Origin of the sequence: Streptomyces sp. NPDC057743 (assembly GCF_042798755.1) — a bacterium.
Lineage (GTDB): Bacteria > Actinomycetota > Actinomycetes > Streptomycetales > Streptomycetaceae > Streptomyces.
In genome coordinates this window covers 160860-186662 of record NZ_JBHVJX010000002.1, presented here as the reverse complement: position 1 = coordinate 186662, position 25803 = coordinate 160860, and the positions used below count along the sequence as shown (strand labels likewise).

The window sequence follows — 25803 nt, the reverse complement described above, 5'->3', positions numbered from 1 at the left end:
TGGGTGGGGTGTGGCGGGTGGGTGGGTTGCCGCCGCGGCGGGGATTGTCAGTGGGCCGTGGCAGGATCGGGGGCGTGGCAGGAAAGGCAGTGAAGATGAGCGAAGCGACCGGCACCGAGGCGGCGGCGGGTGGCCGTCCGCGCCTGCTCCTGATGGACGGGCATTCCATGGCATACCGGGCGTTCTTCGCCCTGCCCGTGGAGAATTTCACCACCGCGACCGGGCAACCGACCAATGCGATCTACGGCTTCGCGTCGATGCTCGCGAACACCCTGCGTGACGAGGCCCCCACGCACTTCGCGGTGGCGTTCGACGTCTCCCGCAAGACGTGGCGCTCGGAGGAGTTCCCGGAGTACAAGGCGAACCGCTCCAAGACCCCCGACGAGTTCAAGGGCCAGGTCGAGCTGATCGGCGAGCTGTTGGACGCGATGCACGTCAAGCGCTTCGCGGTGGACGGCTTCGAGGCGGACGACGTGATCGCCACCCTCGCCACACAGGCCACGGCCCTGGGCTTCGAGGTGTCGATCGTCACCGGCGACCGGGACTCCTTCCAGCTGGTCTCTGAGGACGTCACGGTGCTCTACCCGACCAAGGGCGTCTCGGAGCTGACCCGCTTCACCCCGGAGAAGGTCGCCGAGAAGTACGGCCTGACCCCTGCCCAGTACCCGGACTTCGCGGCCCTGCGCGGCGACCCGTCGGACAACCTCCCCGGCATCCCCGGCGTCGGTGAGAAGACGGCCACGAAGTGGATCAACCAGTTCGGTTCGTTCGCGGAGTTGGTGGAGCGCGTCGACGAGGTCAAGGGCAAGGCGGGGCAGAACCTCCGCGATCATCTGGAGTCGGTGAAGCTGAACCGCCGGCTGACCGAGATGGTCCGCGACGTGGAGCTGCCCTGCGGCCCGGCCGAGCTGACCCGCGAGCCCTACGACCGCGAGGCGCTGAAGGTCTTCCTGAACGCCCTGGAGATCCGCAACCAGGGCCTGCGGGACCGCCTGCTGGCGGTGGACCCGGGTTCCGTCGAGAGTGCGCAGGAGGCCGAGCCGGCGGCCGGCGTTGAGGTGGACGGCACGGTCCTGGGCACCGGTGAGCTCGCCCCGTGGCTGGCGGAGCACGGTGTGGGCCCGTTGGGCGTGGCCACCGTCGACGTGTGGTCGCTGGGCAGCGGCAGCGTCGCCGAGGTGGCGCTGGCCACCGGGCACGGCCCCGCCGCGTGGTTCGATCCGGCGCAGCTGGACGAGGCGGACGAGCGGGCGTTCGCCGCCTGGAGCGCGGATGCCGAGCGGCCCAAGGTGATGCACAACGCCAAGGGCCTGATGCGGGTCTTCGGCGAGCACGGCTGGCGCATCGAGGGCGTGGCCATGGACACCGCGCTCGCCGCCTATCTGGTCAAGCCCGGTCGTCGTTCGTTCGCGCTGGACGCCCTGTCCATCGAGTACTTGGGCCGTGACCTGGCGCCGGCGGCGGCCGGGGACGGCCAGTTGGCGTTCGGCGTGGACGAGCAGGCCGAGGCAGAGGCGCTGATGGCGCAGGCTCGCACGGTCCTCGATCTGGGGACGGCGTTCGGGACGAAGCTGGCGGAGGTCGGCGCGGCCGATCTGCTGCGCGAAGTGGAGCTGCCGACCAGTGAGTTGCTGGCCCGTTTGGAGCGGGCCGGGATCGCCGCCGACCGGGGCTGGCTGGAGCGGATGGAGCAGCAGTTCGCCGGCGCCGTGCAGCAGGCGGTGAAGGAGGCGCACGCCGCGGCCGGTCATGAGTTCAACCTCGGCTCGCCCAAGCAGCTCCAGGAGGTGCTGTTCGGGGAGTTGGGTCTGCCCAAGACCAAGAAGACCAAGACCGGTTACACCACCGATGCCGATGCGCTGGCGTGGTTGGCGTCGCAGACCGACAACGAGCTCCCGGTGATCATGCTGCGTCACCGGGAGCAGGCCAAGCTGCGGGCCACGGTCGAGGGCCTGATCAAGGCGATCGCCGCGGACGGCCGGATCCACACCACCTTCAACCAGACCGTGGCCGCCACGGGCCGGTTGTCGTCCACCGACCCCAATCTGCAGAACATCCCGGTGCGGACGGACGAGGGCCGGGCGATCCGCCGCGGCTTCGTCGTCGGCGAGGGCTTCGAGACGCTGCTGACGGCCGACTACAGCCAGATCGAGCTGCGGGTGATGGCCCACCTCTCCGAGGACGAGGGCCTGATCGAGGCGTTCACCTCCGGTGAGGACCTGCACACCACGGTCGCCTCGCAGGTCTTCTCGGTCGCCAAGGACGAGGTCGACCCGGAGATGCGCCGCAAGATCAAGGCGATGTCGTACGGGCTGGCCTATGGACTGTCGGCGTTCGGGCTCTCCCAGCAGCTGGGCATTCAGCCGGACGAGGCCCGCAAGTTGATGGACACCTTCTTCGAGCGGTTCGGCGGGGTGCGGGACTACCTCCAGCGCGTCGTGGAGGAGGCCAGGGCCACCGGGTACACCGAGACGATCCTGGGTCGCCGCCGCTATCTGCCCGATCTCAACAGCGACAACCGCCAGCGCCGCGAGATGGCCGAGCGGATGGCGCTGAACGCCCCGATCCAGGGCACCGCCGCGGACATCGTCAAGATCGCGATGCTGCGGGTCGATGCGGCGCTGCGGGCGGCGGAGCTGTCCTCGCGGATGCTGCTCCAGGTCCACGACGAAATCGTGGTCGAGGTGGCCCCGGGGGAGTGCGCCCGGGTCGAGGAGCTGGTGCGCAAGGAGCTGGCGGCGGCCGTCGAGCTCCGCGCCCCGCTGGACGTCTCGGTCGGTCACGGCAGGGACTGGGAGTCGGCGGCGCACTGACGGCCGGCCGGGGGTGTGCGCGGCGTCCGCTCCGTGCGCACCCCGGGCCGCTCAGGCGGCCTTGGCCTCGGCGGGGCCGTCCGCCGCGGCGGGGGCGTGGTGCGTCCGGCGCCGGCCCAGGAGCCGGGTGCCCGCCGCGCTGACCAGCAGCCCGACTGCGAGCCCGGCGCCCGCCCCGAAGAGCAGGTCCGGCAGGTAGTCGAACCACCCCACGGTGGCCCCGTGGACCGCGTAGGCCCGCAGCGTGCGGTAGCCGGCGCCGAGCAGCGCGCCCAGGGCGATCGGGGCGGTGAGCAACAGCCGCGCCCGTATGGATAGTTCGGGAGTGGTGCCGGTGTCGGCGGTCCCGGCCGCGGGGCGCTCCCGTAGCGCCGCGCGGAGGAACCATCCGAGCGCCAGCAGTGCCAGCGCGGAGGTCGCGTACTGGAGGTACATGGCCAACGGCCGGTCGCCCAGCACCGTGTTGAGCTGGGGCAGCAGGCGGCTGCCCCAGCGCCCGGGGTGGGTGAAGGCGTCCCAGACCACGTGGGTCAGCGCGCCGAGCACCGCCGAGGCGTAGAACCAGCCCGCCAGCGCGGCCCGTTCGCGGATGGTGCCGCCTCGCCGGGGCCGGCCGCGGGCGAACGCCCCGAGCCTCTCCCGCCTCGCCGGCGGCAGCAGTGCCAGCAGCGGCTCGCGCACCCACCGCCAGCCGGCGGCCAACACCGCGGTGAGCAGGGCGTCCACGGTCAGCACGCCGGGCAGGGAGTGGGTGACCGTGCCGAAGGCCATACCGCCCGGGAGCACGGTGGCCGCGTAGTACGTCACGTCCGGGGCGAACGAGCCGGCGACCAAGGCGGAGGCGACCAGGGGCCCGTGGGCCGTGCCGGTGCGGCGGATGAGCGGGAGCACGGCGGCGGCATGGCTCAGGGTGAACGGCATCTGCCCCTCCTTGATCGATTCGGATCATTATGTGGCCGAGGGGAGTGGTGGCTGCGCGGCCCGAGTTGTCGTAATGTCGCCGGAGTTGAGTTACGGGGAGCGCGGTGCGACGACGCGCGTGGGAAGCCGGGCACCGGCGACAGGAATGCACGCGGTGGGTCGACGGAGGGGACACCAGGTATGGCAGCCACATTCCGGCGGCGACTCCAAAGGGGAGTGGCCTCAACGGCCGTGGCAGCGGCGGCGCTGGCCGCGCTGACCGCCTCGCAGGCGCCCGGTGCCGCGAAGCATCCGACGGCCCGCGCGGAGCGCACCCCGGTGCCGCCCGCCCACACCCCCATCGACGGCGGCTCGCCCTACTACACCGATCTGCCGCCGCTCAACAGCCCCGTCCCACCGAACGGTTCCGGCCACTCGGGAGGCCCCGAAAGTGGCGTGCACGGCCCCTCCCAGGCGGGCATTCCGGCCACCGTACTGGCCGCCTACAAGGAGGCCGAGGCCCGGCTGCGCGTCTCCCAACCGGGCTGCCATCTGCCCTGGCAACTGCTCGCCGGAATCGGCGAGGTGGAGTCCGGTCACGCCCGCGGCGGCGCGGTGGACGCCAAGGGCACCACCCTCCGGCCGATCCTCGGCCCGGTGCTCGACGGCAACGGCTTCGCCCTGATACCCGACACCGACGGCGGCCGCTACGACGGCGACCCCGTCCACGACCGGGCCGTGGGCCCGATGCAGTTCATCCCCTCCACCTGGGCGGGTTGGGGCGCCGACGGCAACGGCGACGGCATCAAGGACCCCAACAACGTCTACGACGCCACCCTCGCCGCCGGCCGCTACCTCTGCGGCAACGGCCGCGACCTGTCCGACCAGACCGACCTGGACCGGGCCGTCCTCGGCTACAACGACTCCACCGCCTACCTGCGGACGGTGCTGTCCTGGTACGCGTTCTACCGGAAGGGCACGTTCGAGGTACCGGACGGCAAGGGTCCGCTCCCCGTACGGCGCGGCGGCGGCACCCCCGCCACCGGTGACGGGACCGGGAAGCCGGGCCACGGTGGCGACGCGAAGGGCACGCACCCGGGGACGCCCGGCGGGCCGGCCGGCCAGCAGAAGCCCAACACGCCGTCGCTGCCCGGTGGTTCGCCCGGCAACGGCGGCCCCTCCGGGCCCTCGCACGACGGCGGCGCCCCGGCCCCCACGCCCCACCCGAAGCCAACCCCGGACGACCCGAAGCCCACGCCGACCCCCACGCCCACCCCGAAGCCGCCGCCCGCCAAGCCCGCCCCGCTCACCGCCCTCGAACCGGTCGGCGACCAGGGCGGCAAGGACCTCACGGCCACCGCCGGCACCGACTTCACCACCCCCGTGCGGGTCCGCGCCACGGACGCCCACGGCAAGCCGGTGGCCGGCGCCGCGATCCGCTTCAGCCTCACCGGCACCACCGGCACCAGCTTCCCCGGCGGCGCCACCGAGGCCACCGTCAAAACCGGCAAGGACGGCCTGGCCACCGCCCCGACGCTGCACGCCGGCGAGACCCCGGGCGCGTTCACCGTCCGCGCCACCGCCGTCGGCCGCACGGTGCCGCCCGTCGACGCCAAGGGCACCGTCACGGCCAAGCCCGCCCCAAAGGCCGACGCGCTCGCCCGGACCTCCGACCGGCCGCTGACGGTGGCGGCCGGCGGCCCCTACGCCGACGACGCGGTCCAACTCAAGGCGACCTACCGGGGCAAGGCCGCACCCGGCGTCGCGGTCACCGCCACCATGGTCACCGACGACCCCAAGAAGCCCGTCGAGAACGACCGCGGCCCCTACTTCAAGGACCCCAAGGCCACCGGCGCCGCCAAGGACAAGCCGGTCCGCACTCTCACCGGCCTCACCACCGACGCCGACGGCCTGCTCACCCTCCCGAAGATCTACACCGACGGTCACCCCGGCACCTTCCGGCTCCGGTTGACCACCGCCGACGGCGCCACGTTGACCGTCACCCTCACCGTGACGGCGCCCGCCGCCCGCTGACCGCCGGGCCCCGCCCGCCCCGCCACCGCCGTCCCGCCCGTATGCCCGGGCAGGGGCGGCGGTGCAACGTGTTCTCATCTTCGCCGCCCGTTGCTACCGTGCCCCCGCCCTGACGCTGCATCAGTCCAGTTCTCCGGGAGGACGGCCATGCGCGCCCTGACAGCAGCCGCGATCGGCCTGGCCGCCGCGCTCGCCCTGGTCTTCACGATCACCGCGATCGGCGCCCCCGAAGGCCACACCTCCCCCAAGCCGCTGCTGACCACCGTGCCCGCACGCCCCTGAAGGAGGGACGCCACCGCCATGCGCCGAACTCCGCCCGGTACCGGGACGCACCCGTCGAGGCCGCCAAGGGGGATGCGCCGCACCGCGAGCCTCGTCCTGCTCGGGCTCGCCGCCTTCTTCACCGCCCTGTCTCCCCTGATGCGGTGGTACGCCTTCCCCCGCCTCGCCAAGATCCCGCCCAGCCAGTACCAGGCCATGGTCCTGGAGGCCAGGCCCGCCACCCTCCTCGACTACGGCACCATGAAGGCCCGGCAGGTCCCCAAGGTCACCATCGTGCAGACCCTCAAGGGCAACGTCGCCGAGGCCCACCGCGTCCAACGGGCCCTCGGCCGCTCCGTCGTCGTCTGGGACGCGCTGTCCTATGTGGCCGGCCCCGACGGCAAGATGGTCTCCGAGATCCCCGAGCGCTACGTCTTCGACGCCCACTCCCAGGAACCCGTGCACGCCGCGGGGGAGATGGTCGACGGCGACCCCGTGCGCCGCTCCGGCATCGAGTACAAGTGGCCGTTCCTCACCGAGAAGCGCGACTACGCCTACTTCGACCCGCAGACCCGCACCTCCGCCCCCATCCACTACAAGGGGACCCGCACCTTCCACGGGCTGGAGGTCTACTACTTCGAGCAGACCATCCCCTGGACCCGGGTCCCGCTGCCCAAGAAGATGCCGGTCAAGGGCATCACGCCGCAGGCCGTCGAGAAGATGGGCACCACCCGCTGGTACTCCACCACGCGGATGTTCTGGGTCGACCCGGTCACCGGCGCCCCCGTCAACGGCGAGGAGATCCACAAGGAGGAGCTGCGCGGCGGCCAACTCCTGCCCGGCGGCGGCAAGGTCACCGCCTTCGCCGGCCATGTGAAGATGCGCGCCGACTACGTCGACTCCACCGTCGCCCTGGTCTCCGCGCAGCGCACCCTCGTCCTGCTGCTCACCAGCTACCTGCCCTGGGGCTTTTTGGCCCTCGGCGCCGCGCTCCTCGCCGCCAGCCTGCTCCTCGAAGCCCGCGCGCGGCGACCTCGGCCGGGCCAGGCGGCGTCGGGCGGGGGCGTTGTCAGTGGTGGTCCGTAACGTGGAGACATGACGCTGACGAACCACTCCCTCACGCCGACGAGCCGACCGACGAGCCGACCGACGAGCCGACCGACGAGCCGACCGACGAGCCGACCGAGGAACCGGTCGGGGAACCGACCGGCGGGCCTCCGAATGGCCTGCTCCGTACGGGAGTTGAGGCTCCTCGCCGCCCGGGAGGCAGCCCGCCCACGGGCCCGTCCGCCCCGCGGTGGGCCCGCCCCGCCGGGCGGGGTCTCACCCCCGCCGCAGCCGCGCCGTGGTGTGCCGGGTCGGTTCCGCCGTCGAAGGGTCCTCCGGCCAGGGGTGCTTGGGGTAGCGGCCGCGCAGCTCCGCGCGCACGGCCCGGTAGCCGTCCCGCCAGAAGGAGGCCAGATCCGCGGTGACCGCGGCCGGCCGCCCCGCCGGCGACAGCAGATGCACCAGCACCGGCACCCGCCCGCCCGCCACCCGCGGCGACTGGCGCAGTCCGAACAACTCCTGGAGCTTCACGGCCAGTACGGGCTGCTCGCCACCGTAATCCACGCGCACCCGGGAGCCGCTGGGCACCTCGATCCGCTCCGGTGCCAGCTCCTCGAAGCGCACCGCCTCGCCGGTCGCCCACGGCAACAGCCGGGTCAGCGCCTGCCCCGCGTCGATCCGCGCCAGATCGGCCCGCCGCCGGGCCCGCCCCAACTCCGGCCCCAGCCAGTCCTCGACGCGCTCCAGCAGCGCCGCGTCCGACACCTCAGGCCACGGCGCGCCCAACTCCCGGTGCAGAAAGGCCATCCGCTCCCGCACCGCGCCCGCCCCCGGCGTCCACCGCAGCAGCCCGAGCCCCTCCCGCCGCAGCCCGTCGACGACCGCGTCCCGCAGCAGCCCGGGATCCGGCGCGGACAGCGGCCGGGCCGTCAGCTCGATCGCGCCCAGCCGGCTCACCTGCCGGGCCACCACCTCCCCGTCCGCCCAGCGGACTTCCTCCTCGGAGGAGTACAGCGCCCCGGCCGCGGCGCGGGCGGTCTCCTCGTCGATCACGGCCGCGAGCCGGATCCGGGCGGATGCCGCCGCGACGGGCCGGTCCGCCACCGCGACCGCCAGCCAGGCCGCGTCCCGCAGTCGCGACCCGTCGCCGGCCCGGCCCCCGGATGCCGCCCCGGCCAGTTCGGCGCCGGTCCCGGACGCCATCAGGTAGCTGCCGGCGCCGCGCGCCCTGGCCACCCGCTCCGGGAAGGCCAACGCCGCGATCAGTCCGGCCACCGCGTCCTCCGACACCGCGCCGGCCGCCGGTCGTTCGGCGGGCTCCCGCCCCGGCTCCCCGGCCGCCGCCGCGAGCCGCCGCGCCTCCTGCCGCCACCGCTCGGCGTAGGCGTCGCCGCCCCGCCGCGCGGTGCGCCACGCCGCCGCCAGATCGTCCCCGTAGGACCGCGGGGGCTCCTCGCTCAGCAGCGCCACCACCTCCGCGGCGCGCCGCGCCCCGACCTCGGCTGCACCGTCCAACAGGGCGCGGGCCAGCCGCGGATGGAGCCCGAGCCGCGCCATCCGTACGCCCCGCTCGGTGGCCCGCCCGGCCGCGTCCACCGCGCCGATCGCCGTCAACACCTCGCGGGCCGCGGCCAGCGCCCCGGCCGGCGGCGCGTCGAGCAGCGCCAGTCCGCTCGCGGACGGATCGCCCCAACAGGCCGCCTGAAGAGCGAACGCGGTCAGATCCGCGACCCTGATCTCCGGGTCGGGGAAGCGCGGCATCCGCCCGTCCTCCCCTTCCGCCCAGCAGCGGTAGGCCACCCCGGGCCCCTGCCGGCCGGCCCGCCCGGCCCGCTGCCGCGCCGCCGCCCGCGAGGCCCGCACGGTCGTCAGCGCGCTCAGCCCGCGCGCATGGTCCATCCGCGGCACCCGCGCCAGCCCGCCGTCCACCACGACCCGCACCCCCGGCACGGTCAGGCTCGACTCCGCCACCGCCGTCGCCAGCACCACCCGCCGCCGACCGTCCCCGCCGGCCAGCACGGCGTCCTGCACCTCGGCCGGCGCCCGCCCGTGCACCTGCAACACCTCGGCGTCCACGTCGCCCAACTGCCCCGCGACCCGCGCGATTTCCCCCACTCCGGGCAGGAAACACAGCACGTCGCCGTCCTGCTCCCGCAGGGCCCGGCGCACCACGGCGGCGACGTGCGCCAGCAGCGCCGGGTCCACCCGCATCCCGTGCGCCGGCGCGATGGGCCGCTCCGGGGGCGCCCACACGGTCTCCACGGGGTGCGAGACCCCCTCCGCCGTCACCACGGGAGCCGGCTCGTCGGCGCCGCCCAACAGCCGCGCCCAGCCCTCCGCGTCCGTCGTGGCCGAGGCCGCCAGCAGCTGCAACTCCGGCCGTAGCGCCGCCCGTACGTCCAACAGGAAGGCCGCGCAGGTGTCGGCGTCCAGATGCCGCTCGTGGCACTCGTCCAGCATCACGGCGTCCACCCCGGCCAGCTCCGGATCGCGCTGCAACCGCTGCAACAGCACCCCGGTGGTCACCACCTCCACCGCGGTACGGGGCCCGGCCCGCCGCTCCCCGCGCACCGTGAAGCCGACGCCCTCGCCCACCCGCTCGCCCAGCAGCCAGGCCATCCGCCGGGCCGCCGCACGGGCCGCGATCCGACGCGGCTCGGCGACCAGCACCCGCCGCCGCGGCCCCGCGCCGATCAGCCCGGCGAGCTCCAGCGGCACCAGGGTCGTCTTGCCGGTGCCCGGCGGCGCGCACAGCACCGCGGTACCGACGGTGTCCAGGGCACTGCGCAGCGCGGGCAGCGCGCTGCGGACGGGCAGTTCGGCGAGGGCGGCACCGGGCGCACCGGCGGCCGGGGAAGGGGTGAGGCTCACCGCTCCAGTCTGCCGCCCGGACACCACGCGCCGGCCGCCCGCCCCAAGAGGGCCGGCTCCCGCAGCGCTACGCCCCGCCCGCCTCGCACACGAAGATCGCCGTCCCCGGGATCAGATGCCCGCGCAGCGGCGACCAGCCGCCCCACTCCTGGGTGTTCCATTCCGGCCATTCCGGTTCGACGAGATCCACCAGCCGGAAACCGGCCGTCACCACGTCCCGCACCCGGTCGCCCACCGTCCGGTGGTGCTCCACATACACCGCGCGCCCGTTCTCGTCCTGCTCGACGTAGGGCGTGCGGTCGAAGTAGGAGGCCGCCACCGACAGGCCCTCCGGGCCCGGCTCGTCGGGGAAGGCCCAGCGGATCGGGTGCGTCACCGAGAAGACGAACCGCCCGCCCGGCCGCAGCACCCGCCGGACCTCGCGCAGCACCCGCACCGGATCGGCGACGAACGGCAGCGCCCCGTAGGCGGAACAGGCCAGGTCGAAACTGTCGTCGCGGAACGGCAGCGCGCCCGCGTCCGCCTCCACCAGCGCGACCGCGTCGCCGGCGTCGTCGGCGATCCGCAGCGCGTGCTGGAGCTGCCGGTGGGAGAGGTCCAACGCCACCGGCAGCGCCCCCTGGGCCGCCAACCAGCGGGAGCACTGGGCCGCGCCGGCCCCGATCTCCAGGACGCGCCGCCCCTTCAACTCCCCGGCCGGCCCCAGCAGCGCGGCGTCCGCCTCGTCGAGCCCCTCCGGCCCCCAGACGAACCGGTCGTCCCCGAGGAAGGAGCCGTGCTCTAGCTGGTAGTCGTCCGCATTGCGGTCCCACCAGCCGCGGTTGGCCCGGCTGCTCTCGGTGTCCGAGGCATCACGTCGGGTCGCCTCCGGTTCGTTGTCCTTCGCGTATTGGCTCATCGCGCCCGTCGTCGTAGTCTTCGCACTGCTTGTCGCAGCGGGGGACTGCGAGGCCCTACGGCCTCGCGGAACATCGCGTGTGCCGGGTATGGAGCGTTCTGCCCCAGGTGTGCGCCTTTCGCGCATTGACCCTGTCCAGCTGCCCCCGTATGCTACAAGTTGCGCTGCGGGCCTGCGTGCCTCGGACGGAGCAGGCCGCGCTCGCATCTGTATGAATGTCCCCTCGGTTTTGAGGCGTTTCGGACAGCTCCGGTTTGCGGGGCCTCCGGAGGTTGCGCCTTAGACGCTGTCCGGTCTGATGCAGAGGCGATACGGGCTCTCGGCGTAGCAGTACCTACGACTTCAATGTCCGTACCGGAGCCCTTTCCCACATGACGAGCAGCACCGAGACCACCGCCACCACCCCGCAGGTTGCGGTCAACGACATCGGTAACGAGGAAGCATTCCTCGCCGCGATCGACGAGACGATCAAGTACTTCAACGACGGCGACATCGTCGACGGCGTCATCGTGAAGGTCGACCGGGACGAGGTCCTGCTCGACATCGGTTACAAGACCGAAGGCGTCATCCCGAGCCGTGAGCTCTCGATCAAGCACGACGTCGACCCCAACGAGGTCGTTGCGGTCGGCGACGAGATCGAGGCGCTTGTTCTCCAGAAGGAGGACAAGGAAGGCCGCCTGATCCTCTCGAAGAAGCGCGCCCAGTACGAGCGTGCCTGGGGCACCATCGAGAAGATCAAGGAAGAGGACGGGATCGTCACCGGTACCGTCATCGAGGTCGTCAAGGGTGGTCTCATCCTCGACATCGGCCTCCGCGGCTTCCTCCCGGCCTCCCTGGTCGAGATGCGTCGTGTCCGCGACCTTCAGCCCTACGTGGGCAAGGAGCTTGAGGCCAAGATCATCGAGCTGGACAAGAACCGCAACAACGTGGTCCTGTCCCGCCGTGCCTGGCTGGAGCAGACCCAGAGCGAGGTCCGCCAGACCTTCCTCACCACCCTCCAGAAGGGCCAGGTGCGCTCCGGCGTCGTCTCCTCCATCGTCAACTTCGGTGCCTTCGTGGACCTGGGTGGCGTCGACGGTCTCGTCCACGTCTCCGAGCTGTCCTGGAAGCACATCGACCACCCCTCCGAGGTCGTCGAGGTCGGCCAGGAGGTCACGGTCGAGGTCCTGGACGTCGACATGGACCGCGAGCGCGTCTCCCTGTCGCTCAAGGCGACCCAGGAAGACCCGTGGCAGCAGTTCGCCCGCACCCACCAGATCGGCCAGGTCGTGCCCGGCAAGGTCACGAAGCTGGTGCCGTTCGGTGCGTTCGTCCGCGTGGACGAGGGCATCGAGGGTCTGGTCCACATCTCCGAGCTGGCCGAGCGCCACGTGGAGATCCCGGAGCAGGTCGTCCAGGTCAACGACGAGATCTTCGTCAAGGTCATCGACATCGACCTGGAGCGCCGCCGCATCAGCCTCTCGCTGAAGCAGGCCAACGAGTCCTTCGGTGCCGACCCGTCGGCGGTCGAGTTCGACCCGACCCTGTACGGCATGGCCGCGTCCTACGACGACCAGGGCAACTACATCTACCCCGAGGGCTTCGACCCGGAGACCAACGACTGGCTGGAGGGCTACGAGGCCCAGCGCGAGGCGTGGGAGCAGCAGTACGCCGAGGCGCAGCAGCGCTTCGAGCAGCACCAGGCCCAGGTCATCAAGTCCCGCGAGGCCGACGAGCAGGCTGCGGCCGAGGGTGCTGCGGCGCCGGCGGCCAGCGGCCAGGGCGGCGGCGGCAACGTCTCCGGTGGCTCGTACTCCTCGGAGTCGGCGGACAACTCCGGCGCCCTGGCGTCGGACGAGGCCCTCGCCGCGCTCCGCGAGAAGCTGGCCGGCGGCCAGAGCTGAACGGTTCCACCGTCAGCGCTAGCCGGTTGAGGTAGCTGAAGACGCAAGGCCCGCTCCCTTCGGGGGGCGGGCCTTCGTCGTGTGTGGGGGTGGGTGGGGCGATGAGGTGTGTGGTGCCGTGGGCGGGGTCGGTGGCGGTGGTCTTGCTGAGCGGATGGCGGAGTTCCGGGTGAGCTCGTCCGTGTCTGGTGTCTGGTGTCTGGCGTTTGGTGTCTGGTGGGGGCGCTGAGGTGCGTGACATTTGTGGCCGTGGGGTCCCGTTGAGGTGGAGCCCGTGAGCCGCTGTTCGCGGTGGGCATGGTCAGGGGGCGCCGGTGTGGGCGATGCGGGTGGGGCGTGGGTTCAACTTCCGTGCCAGATGTGGACCTTGCCCGGGAGGAGTCGTGGTTCATTGATGTGCACGGGGTGTTGGGGTGGGAATGCTGGGGCCCTTCCGGGACGTTCTTGCTTACGGACATGAGGAGGAGCGGTCACTGTGTTGGATCCCCAGGGTTTGTACGAATGGGAGCCGAGCGGGCTCGCGGCGGTCGAGGCGTTCACGGCCAGGGACTCCGCCGGCCTGGTGCTGCTGTACCACTTCGACGGCTACATCGACGCCGGTGAGACCGGCGACCAGATCGTGGAGCGGCTGCTCGACGGCCGGTCGCACCGCGTCGTGGCCCGTTTCGACCACGACCGGCTGGTGGACTACCGCGCGCGCCGCCCGCTGCTCACCTTCGAACGGCACCGCTGGACCGCCTACGAGACCCCGAGCATCGAACTCCACCTGGTCGAGGACGCCACCGGCGCGCCCTTCCTTCTGCTGTCCGGGCCCGAACCGGACGTGGAGTGGGAGCGGTTCGCCGCGGCGGTCCGGCAGATGGTGGAGCGGCTCGGCGTCCGGCTGTCGGTCAACTTCCACGGCATCCCGATGGGCGTCCCCCACACCCGCCCCGTCGGCATCACTCCGCACGGCAACCGCACGGACCTGATGCCGGGGCACGGCAGCTTCTTCGACGAGGCCCAGGTGCCCGGCAGCGCCGAGGCCCTGGTCGAGTTCCGGCTCGCCGAGGCGGGGCACGATGTGTTGGGCGTCGCGGCGCACGTGCCGCACTACATCGCCCGGTCCGCGTACCCGGACGCCGCGCTCACCGCCCTGGAGGCGGTCACGGCCGCCACGGGCCTGGTGTTGCCGAACGCCGCGCATGCGCTGCGCACGGAGGCGCTGCGGACGCAGGAGGAGATCGAACGGCAGATCTCCGAGGGGGACGAGGAGTTGATCGCCTTGGTGAGCGGCCTTGAGCACCAGTACGACGCGGTGGCCGGGGCGGAATCCCGGGGCAACCTCGTCGCCGAACCGCTCGAACTCCCGTCGGCCGACGAGATCGGCCGGGAATTCGAGCGCTTCCTGGCGGAGCGCGAGGCCGAGGGCGGCGGAGGCGCTCTCTGAGGCCACTGGCGCACCAGCGGGCAACGGGCAGCGGCTGAAGCGCCAAGCAGCGGGGCGGAGTTGGCTTCGCTGGTGTGGTGGGCAGGTGTTGAGGGCTGGTTGGGTGCGGGATGCTGTCGCCCGGGCGTCCCGCCATGGGGCGGGGCGTATAGCGTGGGGCCATGGTGAAGGTGGGGCTGACCGGCGGGATCGGTGCCGGCAAGAGTGAGGTGTCGCGGTTGCTGGCGTCGTATGGCGCGGTGATCGTGGACGCGGACAAGATCGCCCGTGAGGTCGTCGAGCCCGGGACACCCGGACTCGCCGCGGTGGTCGAGGAGTTCGGGGCGGATGTCCTTGCGCCAGACGGCACCCTGGACCGGCCGAGGCTGGGCGCGCTGGTCTTCGCCGACCAAGAGAAGCTCAAGGCGCTCAACGCGATCGTGCACCCGCTGGTGGGCGCGCGGTCGGCCGAACTCGAAGCGTCGGCAGGGCCGGACGCCGTGGTGGTCCACGACGTACCGCTCCTGACGGAGAACGGCCTCGCACCGCTCTACGACCTGGTGGTGGTCGTCGACGCGACACCGCAGACCCAACTGGACCGGCTGGTGCGGCTGCGCGGGATGACGGAGGACGAGGCCACCCAGCGGATGGCGGCCCAGGCCACCCGCGAGGAACGGCTCGCCATCGCCGACCTGGTGATTGACAACGACGGGCCGCTGGAGGCGTTGGAGCCCCAGGTTCGAGCGGTGTGGGAGCGGCTGCGCGGGGCCTGAGCCCGGGCGGTAGCCTCACCGCCATGGCAACCACCGATCTTGACCCCAAGTCCCCTTTCCCGGGCCCCGGTTCCACCACCGGAACCTCCGGCTTGGTCGCCGGCTCCGGTGACGTCGCTCCCGCGTCGTTCGTGGTCAACGTCCCCGGCCTCGCCGACGCCGAACTGGAGCCGGAACCCCTCGACCCCGAACAGATCGTCTCCGGCGACCCGGTGGTGACCGGCAAGGTGCTCTGGGAGTCTCCGGATGGCCGCCAGATCCGCGGCATCTGGCAGATCACGCCGGGGGTGGTGACGGACACCGAGGCGAACGAGTTGTTCGTGGTTGTCAGCGGACGCGCCACCATCGACGTCGAGGGCGGTCGGGTTCTGGAGGTGGGGCCTGGGGACGCCTGCGTCCTACGTGAGGGCGACCGGACGCGATGGACCGTGCACGAGACGCTGCGCAAGGCGTACCACATCAGCCTCTAGCGGCGTGGCGGGTACGTCGCCATGGGCATCGGCATCACCATCCTGTCGGTGTCGGTGTCGGTGTCGGTGCCGGTGCCGGTGCCGGTGTCGGTGTCGGTCGTGGCGTTGATGGGGGTGCCGCCGGATCGGGAATGCCGCAACGGATCCGGGTGTTGACGACCTCGTTGTCGCACCACACTGAGCGGTTGTGCACCGCACATCGCCGTACGGAGCAGGCCGGTTACGGCCCGCCCCGACGACACCGGAAGGAGTCGGCCCGTGCCCGAGCGCAGCCCCGAGACACACGTCATCGACTACCGTGCCGCGGAGCAACTGCTGGACGCCCGTGACCCGCGTGGCGCGATCCGGCTGCTGGATTCGGTGATCAGCGCACACCCGGAGAACACCGCCGCGCGGCTGCTGCGCGCCCGTGCCTTCTTCCTCGCCGCCCAACTCCGCCCCGCGGAGCTGGAGTTCCAGATCGTGTTGGAACGCGAACCGGACAATGCCTTCGCCCACTTCGCGCTCGGCCGCACCCTGGAGCGTGCCAACCGTCCGGACGAGGCGCTGCGGCACTTCCGCCTGGCAGCGGCTCTCGAACCGCGCCCGGATTTCATCGAAGCCGCCCGCTTCGCCCCGGACCGCGACAATGGTGGCCGTGCGACTGGCCCGGGGGACGGCGCCCCGTAGTTGGGGCTGCCTCTGTTGGGGCCGTCTCTAGCGATTCGTAGGTGCCGCCGGTGTGCCACTTGACCCGCCGGCGCCGACGGCTGCGGTCGTGATCTGCTGACACGGGCCGCCGCCACGCCCTGCGGTCATCGTGCCCTGCGGTTACGGTCTGGAGTCGTGTCGCCGACCGGTGGTGTTGTGTATCTCGTTGCGGCCGTGGTCCGGCTCATAGGGCGGTACGTCCCTGCCGGGCTGGTAGTGCGGCCCCTGGTGGATGTGCCGGATCACCAGCGCCAGGTCGGTGGCGGCCAGCGCGGCCAGCGCGGCGCAGGCTGCCGCCCACTGTGGCCGGTCGGCCATGACGAAGGCCACGGCGCCGGCGATGGCCCACAGCAGCCCCCACAGGGCCAGCCCGAACCGCATCCTCAGCGGGCTGCGCGCGTGTAGTGGCTCATCTCCCGAGCGCATCACACCCATCTCCTACCTCCAGCATCCTCCTGCTCGATCCGTCCGTCACGTGTCGGGCTTCTCCTTTCTGTCTTCTGCGTGATCGTCGTTGCCTGTGCTCCTCTGCCGGGGCCTCCGGGTGTCTGTCGTCTGGTCTCCCCAGGTGCTTGCCTTCGGTTTTGCGTACTCGGCTCCTCGGATTTCTCGCGTTGTCGCGTCCTCGGGGTTCCGGGGCTCCGGGTTCTCTCGTGTTGTTTTCTAGTGCGGGCGTTTTGTGTTCTAGTGCGGGGCGTTCTCCGTCCTGTTTGGGTGGGTGGCGCGCCGTAGTGGTCGGTGGTTCTTGGAGATTGGGGCTCGGTGGTTCGGTCTCAGGTGGCGATCGGCTTTGGTTCTTGATCCCTTCGGTGTTGGGGCCGGCGCGGCGCTGCCGGGGTGCGGGGCTGGCCGTTAGGCAATCGGGCTTGAGCGGCAGTTGCCTTCGTCGGGCTGAGGGCGGGGATCGCCGGCCGGGTGGGTGTTGATCCACGACAGCCCGCCGATGTCGAGCTGCGACCGGGCGCGGGTTACCGCGACATAGGCCAGGCGGGCCTCGTCGAGGTCGATCGGGCCGGGCAGTGGTGTGCCGTCCTCGTCGCGCTCGTCGAGATCATCGGGGCCGGTGAAGTCGTCCGCGATGCGCACGCTCGACCACTCGCGGCCCTTGGCGCGGTGGGCCGTGGACACCGTCACTTCGGCGTACTCCTCGGGCGTGAGCTGGTCCAGAGCGCGCAGTACCGCGTCCGATCCGTGCTCGTCGATCAACTCCACCAGGGGCAGCAAATCGCGTCCGGCCGGGTCGAATTCCGCGTACTCGCGGAGCTCAAACCAGGTCTCGAAGAGCATCAGCTCGGGGTGTGCGGTGCGCCGGCCCGACGCCAGGTCGTGCGCGGCGCGGGCCAGCGCGGTCAGCGGCTCCCCGCCACCGGCGAGTGCGACCCGGCGGTTCGCCTCCAACTGCCGTATCACCTCGACCATGGCGCCCACGTTCGTCCGGCACAGGATTGCCTCGGGGGCCGGGATGCGGCACAGCTCGGACTTCAGGCAGGGGGACCCGGTGAGCCGGAGGGGCGCGCCGACGATCGTCAGCCACCGGTTGGCCTCGTTCGCCAGGGCCGGGCCGAAGCGGAAGGACCGGGAGAGGCTGAGGTGGGTGCCGTCGAAGCCGGTCATCACGTCGCGGGCGCCGCGCCAGCCGTAGATGGCCTGTGCGGAATCTCCGACGAGCACCAGCTGCGCGTGGTCGCGCTGCGTGGTGAGGACCTGCTCGACGACCGGGTTGGTGTCCTGCGCCTCGTCGAGGAGGAGGAAGTCGGCGGGGATGAGGGGGTCGCTCAACGCCCACATTTTGAGGTAGTGGTCGTGCTCGAAGCGGACCACGCCCTGGTCCGGGTCCTGCAGATCGGCCCATGCCTTGCGGGCGAACGGTAGGATCAAGGTGGCGAGTTGGCTGTGCAGTGGTTCGGACTCGGCGCCGCGCAGCGGTGGGACGTGGTGGTGTGCGAGCTGCTTGTCGGCGGATTGGCAGAAGCGGGTGACGGTGCGCAGCACCGTGTAGGACAGGGCCTTGTTGTTGACCTTGCGTGGGCCGATGCGTAAGGACAGGCCGTCCTCGATTCCGAGGGCGGCGCCCGTGCGCCAGCCCGCTTGGCGTGGGGCATTCAGGCGCGCTTGGTAGCGCCGGCCGACGGCGGTGTAGGCGAGGGCGTGTGCGGTTCTGCAGGACACCTCGGAGGGGAAGGTGCTGGCCGCGTGGCGTGCGACCGCGCGGTTGAAGGCGATGTAGCGGCCGGTGCGGCGTTGGCGTCGGGCGGTGTGGGCCAGCATGGCGAGGGTCGTCGTCTTCCCGGTGCCGGCGCCGGCTTGGATGACGAGGTGGGCGCCGGTGGGGAAGGCTTCGGCTGCGGCGGCCTGCTCGGGGGTGGGGGTGTGCATGAGGGCTCCTCCGATTTCGATGGTCGTGGATCGCTGTGCGGTGTGGTGAGTTGGTGCTGGGGCGCTGTGTGTGTCGTGTGGCGGTGTCGCTGCGCGACGGTGAGTTTCCGTGTGTTGCGGTGAGTGATTACGTCACTGAATGTAATCGACTTGGCGGGAGTGCGGGCGACCTGCGTCCAGCCTGTGGATAACTTCGGTGCGGGTGGCTATCTGTGCGGCCCACGGCGCATCGACGGCGGCCCTATGCGCTGGTCAGGGCGTGTGCGGCTGGACGGTTTCGGAGAAGGCGCGGAGTGCCGTGCGTGCGGGGCGTGGGGCGAGGAGCGGCCGATTGTCAGTGGGGTCTGCTTTCCTCGACAGTGCGCAGGCGGCATGCAGATGTCACGCAGAGCCGCGGTGCGGGACGGGGCGGGAAGGCGCGGCGTGAAGAGCACGCCGGGACCGGTGGGGAATGCCTCGGCCGCCGGAGGACGACGGGGGAGACGACATGGAGACGACCGTAGACTCGCGGGTCGGGGGTGTAGCAGAAGGCATCCGGGTGCGAAGGGCCCGGGGAGCGCCGTTGGCGGCGTGGAACGACCCGATGGCAGGGGACGGCATGGCGAGGTGGCAGGAGGCGCCGGGAGAAGCGTCCCGGCCCTCGATCACCCCTGCCGCCGGAGCGCCCCGCGCAGGCGAAGGCGGGGTTGGCGAACTGGCCGCGGCCCTGGTGGAGTGCGCCGCGATCTTTCTGCCGGACCGTACGCCGCGGGCCGGGATGGTCGCCTTCTGGCGGCCGGACGGCGGTCCGCTTCCCGGCGCTGCCGCGGAAGGGGAAGGTGTTCGGGAGCCGGAGGCGGGTGGTGGCGTCACGCGGTTGACCGTCGCGCGGCGCCATGGCAGCGGTGCGCGCAGCCGGCCGGTGTCCGCGTATCTTCTGCCTCTGCCCGATGCCGTTCCGATGTTGGCCCGGGCTCGGCACGCCCCCGGTGTCCATCCGGCCGCTGCCTGCTGGGGCGCGGCCGCCCTGCACGCACTGCACCTCGCTGCGCGCGGCAGACTGTTGCCCGGCCTGACCGACGAGGACGCCGACGCCTGGCGCGCCGGCCCGCTCGATGCGGACGACATCGCGCACCTCCGGGCTATTGCCGCCGCCATGCCCCCCGAGGCGTATGCGGTACCGATCCCGGGTGCCCGGCCGCTCCAACTGCCCGATCCGGTAGCGCTGGTACGGCAGTTCGTGGATGCCGTCGTCGACACCCTGCCGCGTACCCCGGCCGCCGAGCTGGTGGCGGGCGCCCCGTTCGCCGCCACGGCGCCGCAGTACCTCCCGGCTGCCCAGGAGTGGGCCGCCGAGGTCGCAGCCGGTGTCGACGCCGGAGTACGGCTTTCTCTCCGTCTCGATCTTGCCCCGCACCAGCTCTTCGACACCGCGGGAGGGGATGCGCTCACGGGGGACGGCGCGCAGGGCGGGACCGAGAGCGAGGAGGTGAACGGGGAAGGGGCGGCAACTGAGGGCGGTGGCATGGAGGAACGGCGCGCGGCGGCGGCCGTCCTCCAGGTGCACAGCCTCACCGACCCGACCCTGGTGGTCGATGCCCGCCAGCTCTGGGAGGGCGGGGCGCCGGACCACTTCGGCGCCCGGGCCCGTGTCGACGCGCTGCTCGCACTGCGCCGCGCGACCCGTGTCTGGCCCCCGCTGGGCCGCCTCCTGGAGCGCCCCGTCCCCGACGTACTCCCGCTCGGCGAGGACGAGTTGTACGCACTTCTGGGGGAGTTCGCGCCGCGCCTCGACGCCGCCGGAGTGGCCGTCCACTGGCCCAAGGAACTGACCCGTGGCCTGACCGCGACGGCGGTGTTGCGGCCCGCCCCCGGTTCGGCGGCGGATGGCTTCGGCTTCTTCGACGCCGGCGAACTGGCACAGTTCCGCTGGCAGTTGGCGATGGATGGGGTGCCGCTCAGTGACGCGGAGATGGACGCCCTTGCCGAGGCGCACCGGCCCATGGTGCGGCTGCGCGACCAATGGGTCCTGGTCGACCCCGGGCTGGTCCGCAAGGCACGTAAGCGCGAACTGGGCTATCTGGACCCGGTCCGGGCCCTCGCCGCCACGCTCGACGGCACCGCGGAGGTGGACGGCGAACGGGTCGAGGTGGTGCCCCTGGGGGCCCTCGCCGCCCTGCGCGGCCGGCTCACCACCGGGGCGCGCCCGCTACCTCAGCCCGCCGGGCTGCGGGCGACCCTGCGCGACTACCAACTGCACGGTGTGGCCTGGCTCGACACCATGGTCTCCACCGGACTGGGCGGCTGCCTGGCCGACGACATGGGGTTGGGCAAGACCATCACCGTCATCGCGCTCCACCTTCACCGGCGGCCCACCGCCCCCGTCCTCGTCGTCTGCCCCGCGTCCCTGCTCGGCAACTGGCAGCGCGAGATCGAACGCTTCGCACCCGGCACGCCTGTACGCCGCTTCCACGGCGCCGGCCGCAGCCTAGACGGGATGGACGGCGGCTTCGTGCTGACGACCTACGGGACGATGCGCAGCAGCGCCACCGAACTGGCCGGCCGCACCTGGGCCTGGGTCGTCGCCGACGAGGCGCAGCACGTGAAGAATCCGCGTTCCTCGACGGCCAGGGCGCTGCGCGAGATCAAGGCCCCGGCGCGGATCGCCCTCACCGGCACGCCCGTGGAGAACAACCTCTCCGAGCTGTGGGCGCTGCTGGATTGGACCACCCCCGGCCTCCTCGGGCCGCTCAAGACGTTCCGCGCCCTGCACGCCCGGGAGGTCGAGGGCGGGGAGGATCCGCGGGCGGCGGAGCGACTGGCCAGACTGGTGCGGCCGTTCATCCTGCGCCGCAAGAAGTCCGATCCCGGTATCGCGCCCGAACTCCCGCCCAAGACGGAGACCGACCATCCGGTCCCGCTGGGGCGCGAACAGGCCGCGCTGTACCAGGCGGTGGTGCGCGAGACCCTCGCCCGGATCGAGAGCGCCCAGGGGATGGCGCGGCGCGGTCTGGTGATGAAGTTGCTCACCGACCTGAAGCAGATCTGCAACCACCCCGCGCAGTACCTCAAGGAGAACGCCCCGGGCCTGGCCGCGCGCTCCGGCAAACTCGAACTCCTCGACGAACTCCTGGACACCATCCTCGCGGAGGGCGGCGCCACCCTGGTCTTCACCCAGTACGTCGCCATGGCGCGCCTGCTGGAGCGCCACCTCGCGGGGAGGGGCGTCCACAGCCAACTCCTGCACGGGGGGACCCCGGTGGCCGAACGGGAGCGGATGGTGGACCGCTTCCAGTCGGGTCGGGCGCCGGTCTTCCTGCTGTCCCTGAAGGCGGCCGGCACCGGCCTGAACCTCACCCGGGCCGGGCACGTCATCCACTACGACCGATGGTGGAACCCGGCGGTGGAGGAGCAGGCGACCGACCGCGCCTACCGCATCGGCCAGACCCAGCCCGTCCAGGTCCACCGGCTGATCACCGAGGGCACTGTGGAGGACAACATCGCCCAACTCCTCGCCGCCAAAAGGGCCCTCGCCGACGCGGTGCTCTCCGGCGGCGAGGGCGCGTTCACCGAGCTGACCGACGCCGAGCTCGCCGACCTCGTCTCCCTGAGGAGGACCGGATGACCCCCGGGCACCGGCGCCGCCCGGTCACCGGACGCGCCGCGGCGGCGGACCGGATGGCCCGCGCCGACCGTTCGCGCACCTTCCCGCCGCTGCCGGTCCTCGACGGCCCGGACGGCACGGCCGCCGCGTCCTGGTGGGGCGGGGCCTGGCTGACGGCACTGGAGCGCAGCGCACTGGACGGCGCCCGGCTGGCCCGTGGCCGGGCCTACGCCCGCGCCGGTCACGTCGACACGATCAACATCACCCCGGGCCGGATGATCGCCACCGTACGGGGCAGTCGGCCCCGCCCGTACAGCGCCGAGGTGCGCGCCAAGACGCTCACCGACCAGGAGTGGGACGCCCTGTTGGACGGCGTCGCCGCCCACCCCGACCAGCTCACCGCGCTGCTGGCCAAGGAACTGCCCCGCGCACTGGCCGAGGTGGAACCGGGACTCCTGCCGGGACCGGGCGAGTTGGTGCCCCGGTGCTCCTGCCCGGACAGCGGCCGGCCCTGCAAGCACGCCGCCGCGCTCTGCTTCCAGGTGGCCCGACTCTTGGACGCCGACCCCTTCGTCCTCCTGTTGATCCGGGGCCGGGGCGAACGGGAGTTGCTCGACGAGCTCGGGCGTCGCAGCGCCGGTCACGGTGTACGGGAGAGTCGGGGGCGGGCCGTGGGTCTGGTTCCGGCGTCACCCGGGGGCGATGGGTCCGCGATCGGCGCCGAATCCGCGGTGAGTTCGGCTTCGGCCACTCCCGCCCCTGCCGCGTCCCGCCGGGCGTTCGGCCCTGACGGGGTGAAGGCGTCCGGATCTGCGGCCGTGCAGCGTGCCGCGGCGCCGGAGGAGGCGTCGGTCCGGGCAGGCACCGAGGGCGGCAGAGCGGGCTGGACCCCGGCTCTCCCGGCTCAGGGCGTGCTCGCCCGGGAGGCCCTCGCCGACCGTCCCCGACCGCCGCTCCCACCGCCGGCCGCGGTGCCGTCGCGGCCCGGCCGGCCGTTGGCCCTCCCGGACGCCGACGGGCTCCCGTTCGACGCCGCCACGCTCGAACTCCTGGCCTCCGACGCCGCGTTCCGCGCCCATGCCTGCCTCACGGATGCCACGTCCCCGGGGGAGCCCACGGTGGCTGGCCCCTTCCCGGCTCTCCCGCCGTGGGAGGACGCCATCCGCCTGGCCGCCACCGCCCACCCCACGGCCGGCCTGACCACCACGACCCGCGCGCTGTACCGCGACCTCGCGGCGGCGACCGGCCGCACGCCCACGGACATCGCCCGGTCCGTCGCCGCCTGGCGCCAGGGCGGCCCCGAGGGGCTCGTCCTCCTGGAGGGCACCTGGAACCCGCCGGCCGGCGACTTCGACCGGGCCCGCAGCGCCCTCCTGGCCGCGGGGCTACCGGCCCTGCGCCCGCACCACAACCGCCTCACCGACGCCGCCCGCGGCCTCCAGCTCCGCTTCGGCCACGACCACCGCTGGTACCCGTACGAATCCGAGCCCGGCACCGAGGACTGGTGGCCCACCGGCCCCGCGGACCCGGACCCCGTGGCCGCCCTGACCACCCTGGTGACACGATGACTAACCTCAAGGCCGTGGAAGGACTCGACGCACTCACCCGATCCCTGGCACAGCGCACCCCCGAACGGCTCGCCGCACTGCTCACCCGGCACGCCGAGCCGCTCGCCCGCCGGCCCGCGCCCACCGAACTGCGCGGCCTGGCCGGCGCATTGTGGTCCTACGAGACCCTCCACCAGGTGGTGCTGCACCTCGACCACCCCCGGCTCCAGGTGCTCGCCGCCACCGCCCGCATCAGCCAGCAGCGGGCCGCCCGGGATGCCGCCGCGCCCGCCGCCCCCACCGCCGGCGCCGACTACCAGTCGCTGATGGCCCACCGGCTCTCCTTCCCGGAGCTGGCCAGCGAGGCCGTTTTGCCCGAGGACGTCTACGCCGCGCTCGGCGTCACCGCCCCCGGGCCGGCTCGGGCCGTCGCCGAAGCCGCCCTGGACGCGCTCTTCGACGACGGGCTCGCCGCGCCCACCGAGGACGGCGCCGTCGTCGTGCCGCCGCGCGTGCCCCAACTCCTCGCCGCCCACGACCTCGGCCCGTTCGCGCCGCAGGCCCCAGCCCCCGAGGGCGCCGCACCCTCCGGCGCCCCCGCCGTGCCCGCCCCGCGGACCTCGCCCCACGACGAATCCCAGGCGGCCGCCGCGCAGTTGGCCGCCACCGTGGAGCGGCTGCTCGCCTCCCTGGCCAGCGAGCCCGCCACCCTCCGCAAGTCGGGCGGGCTCACCCTGCGCGAGGTGAAACGCCTGGCGAAGGCGGCCGGCGCCACGGAGCCGCACACCCGGCTCCTGCTCGATCTCGCCCTGGCCGCCGGCCTGATCGCGCTGACCCGCAGCCCGTCGGGCATCACCGCGCTGCCCACCCACGCCTACGACGACTGGCTCGCCGAGCCGCCCGGCGCCCGCCTCGCCCCCGTACTGGCCGCCTGGTACGCCCTGTGGGACATCCCCACCCACACCCCGTTCGGCGAGACACCGACCGCCCTGGTCCGAGGGCACGACCGGCACGCCCCCGCCCTCCGGCACGCCCTGCTCGCCGCCCTGGCCGACGTTCCTCCGGGCGCCGGCCCGTTGCCCCCGCCGCTGCCGCTTCCTGATGCGCCGGAGGACGAGGCGGCCCTCGCGCCCCTGCGGCGCCTCCTGCGTACCGCCGACTGGCACCGTCCGCTCGCCGTCACCGAGCAGCCGATGGCTGACGAGCGCGCCGCCCACACCCTCCACGAAGCCGCCTACCTCGGGCTCACCGCCCACGGCACCCTCACCCCCCTCGGCCGGGCCCTGCTCGCCGACCCGGCGGACCTCGACGAGCCGCTCCGCGACCTGCTCCCGCCACCGGTCGAACGGGCCCACTTCCAGGCCGACTTGACAGCCGTCGTGCCCGGCCGCCCCGCCCCCGCGCTCGCCGGACTCCTCGCCTCCGCCGCCGACCGGGAGTCCGAGGGGCACGCCGTGACCTGGCGCTTCACCCCCGGCTCGATCCGCCGTGCCCTGGATGCCGGCCACACCGCCGACACCCTCCGGGACGCGCTCGCCGCCGCCTCGGCCGGCGACGCCCTGCCGCAGCCCCTCGGCTACCTCATCCAGGACACCGCCCGCACCCACGGCCGGATGCGGGTCGTGCCGGCCGGCTGCTGCATCCGCTCCGACGACGAGGCGCTGATCGCCGAACTCGCCGCCCACCACGCGCTGCGCGGGCTGGGGCTGAGCGCGCTCGCCCCCACGGTCCTGGTCAGCGGTCGCCCGCCGGCCGCCACCCTGGACGCGTTGCGTGCCGCGGGATACGCCCCCGCCCTGGAGTCCGGCACCGGCACTGCCACCGTCGAGCGACCGCCCAGCCACCGCACCACGACCCCCGGCCGCTCCCGGGACCCGCACGCCCCACTGGCCCTTGCCCGACGCCTCCTGGGGCACCCGGCCGAGCCACGGGAGGCGGCAACGAGCGGCCGCAGCTGACCGGTTGACCCGTTGACTCATTGACCCGTTGAACCGCTCCGCGTCGTACGGGTGGGGCGGGGAACGGCCCCACCGGGGAGCCGCCCCGCCAGCGCATCCGTCAGTTCCTGCGGATCCCGCCGCGCCCCTCGCCGTCGTCGGGCGCTCCGGGCCGGGTTGTCGTCGGGCGCTGGCGCGACCTGTCCGCTCATCGAAATCGGCACCGGCGGTCCCCACTTGACGATCCCGAGACTGACCGCGAAGTCCGTGCCGTCCGAGTGTGCCCGGGCCAGATCGACCCGGGTGACCGAA

18 protein-coding genes are annotated in these 25803 nt (G+C 73.0%); 13 read left to right on the top strand and 5 right to left on the bottom strand.

All coding sequences use genetic code 11. From position 1 onward, the window contains the following. Window positions 1-95 precede the first annotated feature (95 nt). Entirely contained in the window at window positions 96-2813 is a 2718-nt protein-coding gene (polA, locus tag ACFVFQ_RS02875; protein WP_383407521.1) for a DNA polymerase I, read from the top strand. Window positions 2814-2864: 51 nt separating this feature from the next. Here the strand turns inward: polA and ACFVFQ_RS02870 are convergent, their stop codons facing one another. Beyond that, entirely contained in the window at window positions 2865-3734 is an 870-nt protein-coding gene (locus ACFVFQ_RS02870; RefSeq protein WP_383407518.1) for a DUF4184 family protein, read from the bottom strand. A gap of 180 nt (window positions 3735-3914) precedes the next feature. Here ACFVFQ_RS02870 and ACFVFQ_RS02865 point away from each other — a divergent pair, with 180 nt between their 5' ends. From ACFVFQ_RS02865 to ACFVFQ_RS02855, 3 genes are all read left to right on the top strand, one after another. Continuing rightward, window positions 3915-5747, top strand: coding sequence for a lytic transglycosylase (locus ACFVFQ_RS02865; RefSeq protein ID WP_383407513.1), 1833 nt, complete (start codon window positions 3915-3917; stop codon window positions 5745-5747). Window positions 5748-5894: 147 nt separating this feature from the next. Continuing rightward, window positions 5895-6029: an SPW_0924 family protein gene (locus tag ACFVFQ_RS02860; RefSeq protein ID WP_274916229.1), complete on the top strand. Its 135-nt coding sequence runs from the start codon at window positions 5895-5897 to the stop codon at window positions 6027-6029. Between the two features lie 72 nt (window positions 6030-6101). Beyond that, window positions 6102-7094, top strand: a complete 993-nt coding sequence (locus tag ACFVFQ_RS02855) for a DUF3068 domain-containing protein (protein ID WP_383407509.1) — start codon at window positions 6102-6104, stop codon at window positions 7092-7094. 237 nt (window positions 7095-7331) lie between these two features. Here ACFVFQ_RS02855 and hrpB read toward each other — a convergent pair whose 3' ends face one another. Then, window positions 7332-9926 carry an ATP-dependent helicase HrpB gene (gene hrpB / locus ACFVFQ_RS02850; RefSeq protein ID WP_383407506.1) on the bottom strand — a complete coding sequence of 865 codons (2595 nt, stop codon included), beginning with the start codon at window positions 9924-9926 and terminating at the stop codon, window positions 7332-7334. A gap of 67 nt (window positions 9927-9993) precedes the next feature. Then, entirely contained in the window at window positions 9994-10824 is an 831-nt protein-coding gene (locus ACFVFQ_RS02845) for a class I SAM-dependent methyltransferase (RefSeq protein ID WP_383407503.1), read from the bottom strand. Window positions 10825-11195: 371 nt separating this feature from the next. Here ACFVFQ_RS02845 and rpsA point away from each other — a divergent pair, with 371 nt between their 5' ends. The 6 genes from rpsA to ACFVFQ_RS02815 all read left to right on the top strand — a co-directional run bounded on the left by rpsA (window position 11196) and on the right by ACFVFQ_RS02815 (window position 16027). Continuing rightward, a complete protein-coding gene (gene rpsA, locus ACFVFQ_RS02840) occupies window positions 11196-12707 on the top strand; it encodes a 30S ribosomal protein S1 (protein ID WP_383407500.1) in 1512 nt (503 codons plus the stop codon). Window positions 12708-13182: 475 nt separating this feature from the next. Continuing rightward, window positions 13183-14136: a PAC2 family protein gene (locus ACFVFQ_RS02835; protein ID WP_383407497.1), complete on the top strand. Its 954-nt coding sequence runs from the start codon at window positions 13183-13185 to the stop codon at window positions 14134-14136. A gap of 161 nt (window positions 14137-14297) precedes the next feature. After that, window positions 14298-14888, top strand: coding sequence for a dephospho-CoA kinase (gene coaE / locus ACFVFQ_RS02830; protein WP_383407494.1), 591 nt, complete (start codon window positions 14298-14300; stop codon window positions 14886-14888). A gap of 23 nt (window positions 14889-14911) precedes the next feature. Continuing rightward, entirely contained in the window at window positions 14912-15358 is a 447-nt protein-coding gene (locus tag ACFVFQ_RS02825; RefSeq protein ID WP_383407491.1) for a cupin domain-containing protein, read from the top strand. Window positions 15359-15379: 21 nt separating this feature from the next. After that, entirely contained in the window at window positions 15380-15514 is a 135-nt protein-coding gene (locus ACFVFQ_RS02820; protein ID WP_383407488.1) for a hypothetical protein, read from the top strand. Window positions 15515-15616: 102 nt separating this feature from the next. Next, a complete protein-coding gene (locus ACFVFQ_RS02815; protein ID WP_383407485.1) occupies window positions 15617-16027 on the top strand; it encodes a tetratricopeptide repeat protein in 411 nt (136 codons plus the stop codon). Window positions 16028-16168: 141 nt separating this feature from the next. Here the strand turns inward: ACFVFQ_RS02815 and ACFVFQ_RS02810 are convergent, their stop codons facing one another. After that, window positions 16169-16483, bottom strand: a complete 315-nt coding sequence (locus ACFVFQ_RS02810; RefSeq protein WP_383407482.1) for a DUF6343 family protein — start codon at window positions 16481-16483, stop codon at window positions 16169-16171. A 417-nt stretch (window positions 16484-16900) separates the two neighbouring features. After that, a complete protein-coding gene (locus ACFVFQ_RS02805; protein WP_383407479.1) occupies window positions 16901-18424 on the bottom strand; it encodes a UvrD-helicase domain-containing protein in 1524 nt (507 codons plus the stop codon). Between the two features lie 598 nt (window positions 18425-19022). On the opposite strand from ACFVFQ_RS02805, the gene ACFVFQ_RS02800 reads away from it, so the two are divergent. The 3 genes from ACFVFQ_RS02800 to ACFVFQ_RS02790 are packed head-to-tail and all read left to right on the top strand — an operon-like array spanning window position 19023 to window position 25512. After that, window positions 19023-22028, top strand: coding sequence for an SNF2-related protein (locus ACFVFQ_RS02800; protein WP_383407476.1), 3006 nt, complete (start codon window positions 19023-19025; stop codon window positions 22026-22028). After that, window positions 22025-23575 carry an SWIM zinc finger family protein gene (locus ACFVFQ_RS02795; protein ID WP_383407473.1) on the top strand — a complete coding sequence of 517 codons (1551 nt, stop codon included), beginning with the start codon at window positions 22025-22027 and terminating at the stop codon, window positions 23573-23575. The genes ACFVFQ_RS02800 and ACFVFQ_RS02795 overlap by 4 nt, the downstream gene beginning before the upstream one ends. A 14-nt stretch (window positions 23576-23589) precedes the next feature. Next, window positions 23590-25512 (top strand): helicase-associated domain-containing protein, encoded by a 1923-nt coding sequence (locus ACFVFQ_RS02790; RefSeq protein WP_383407470.1) that lies wholly within the window; start codon window positions 23590-23592, stop codon window positions 25510-25512. The last annotated feature ends 291 nt before the right edge of the window (window positions 25513-25803 follow it).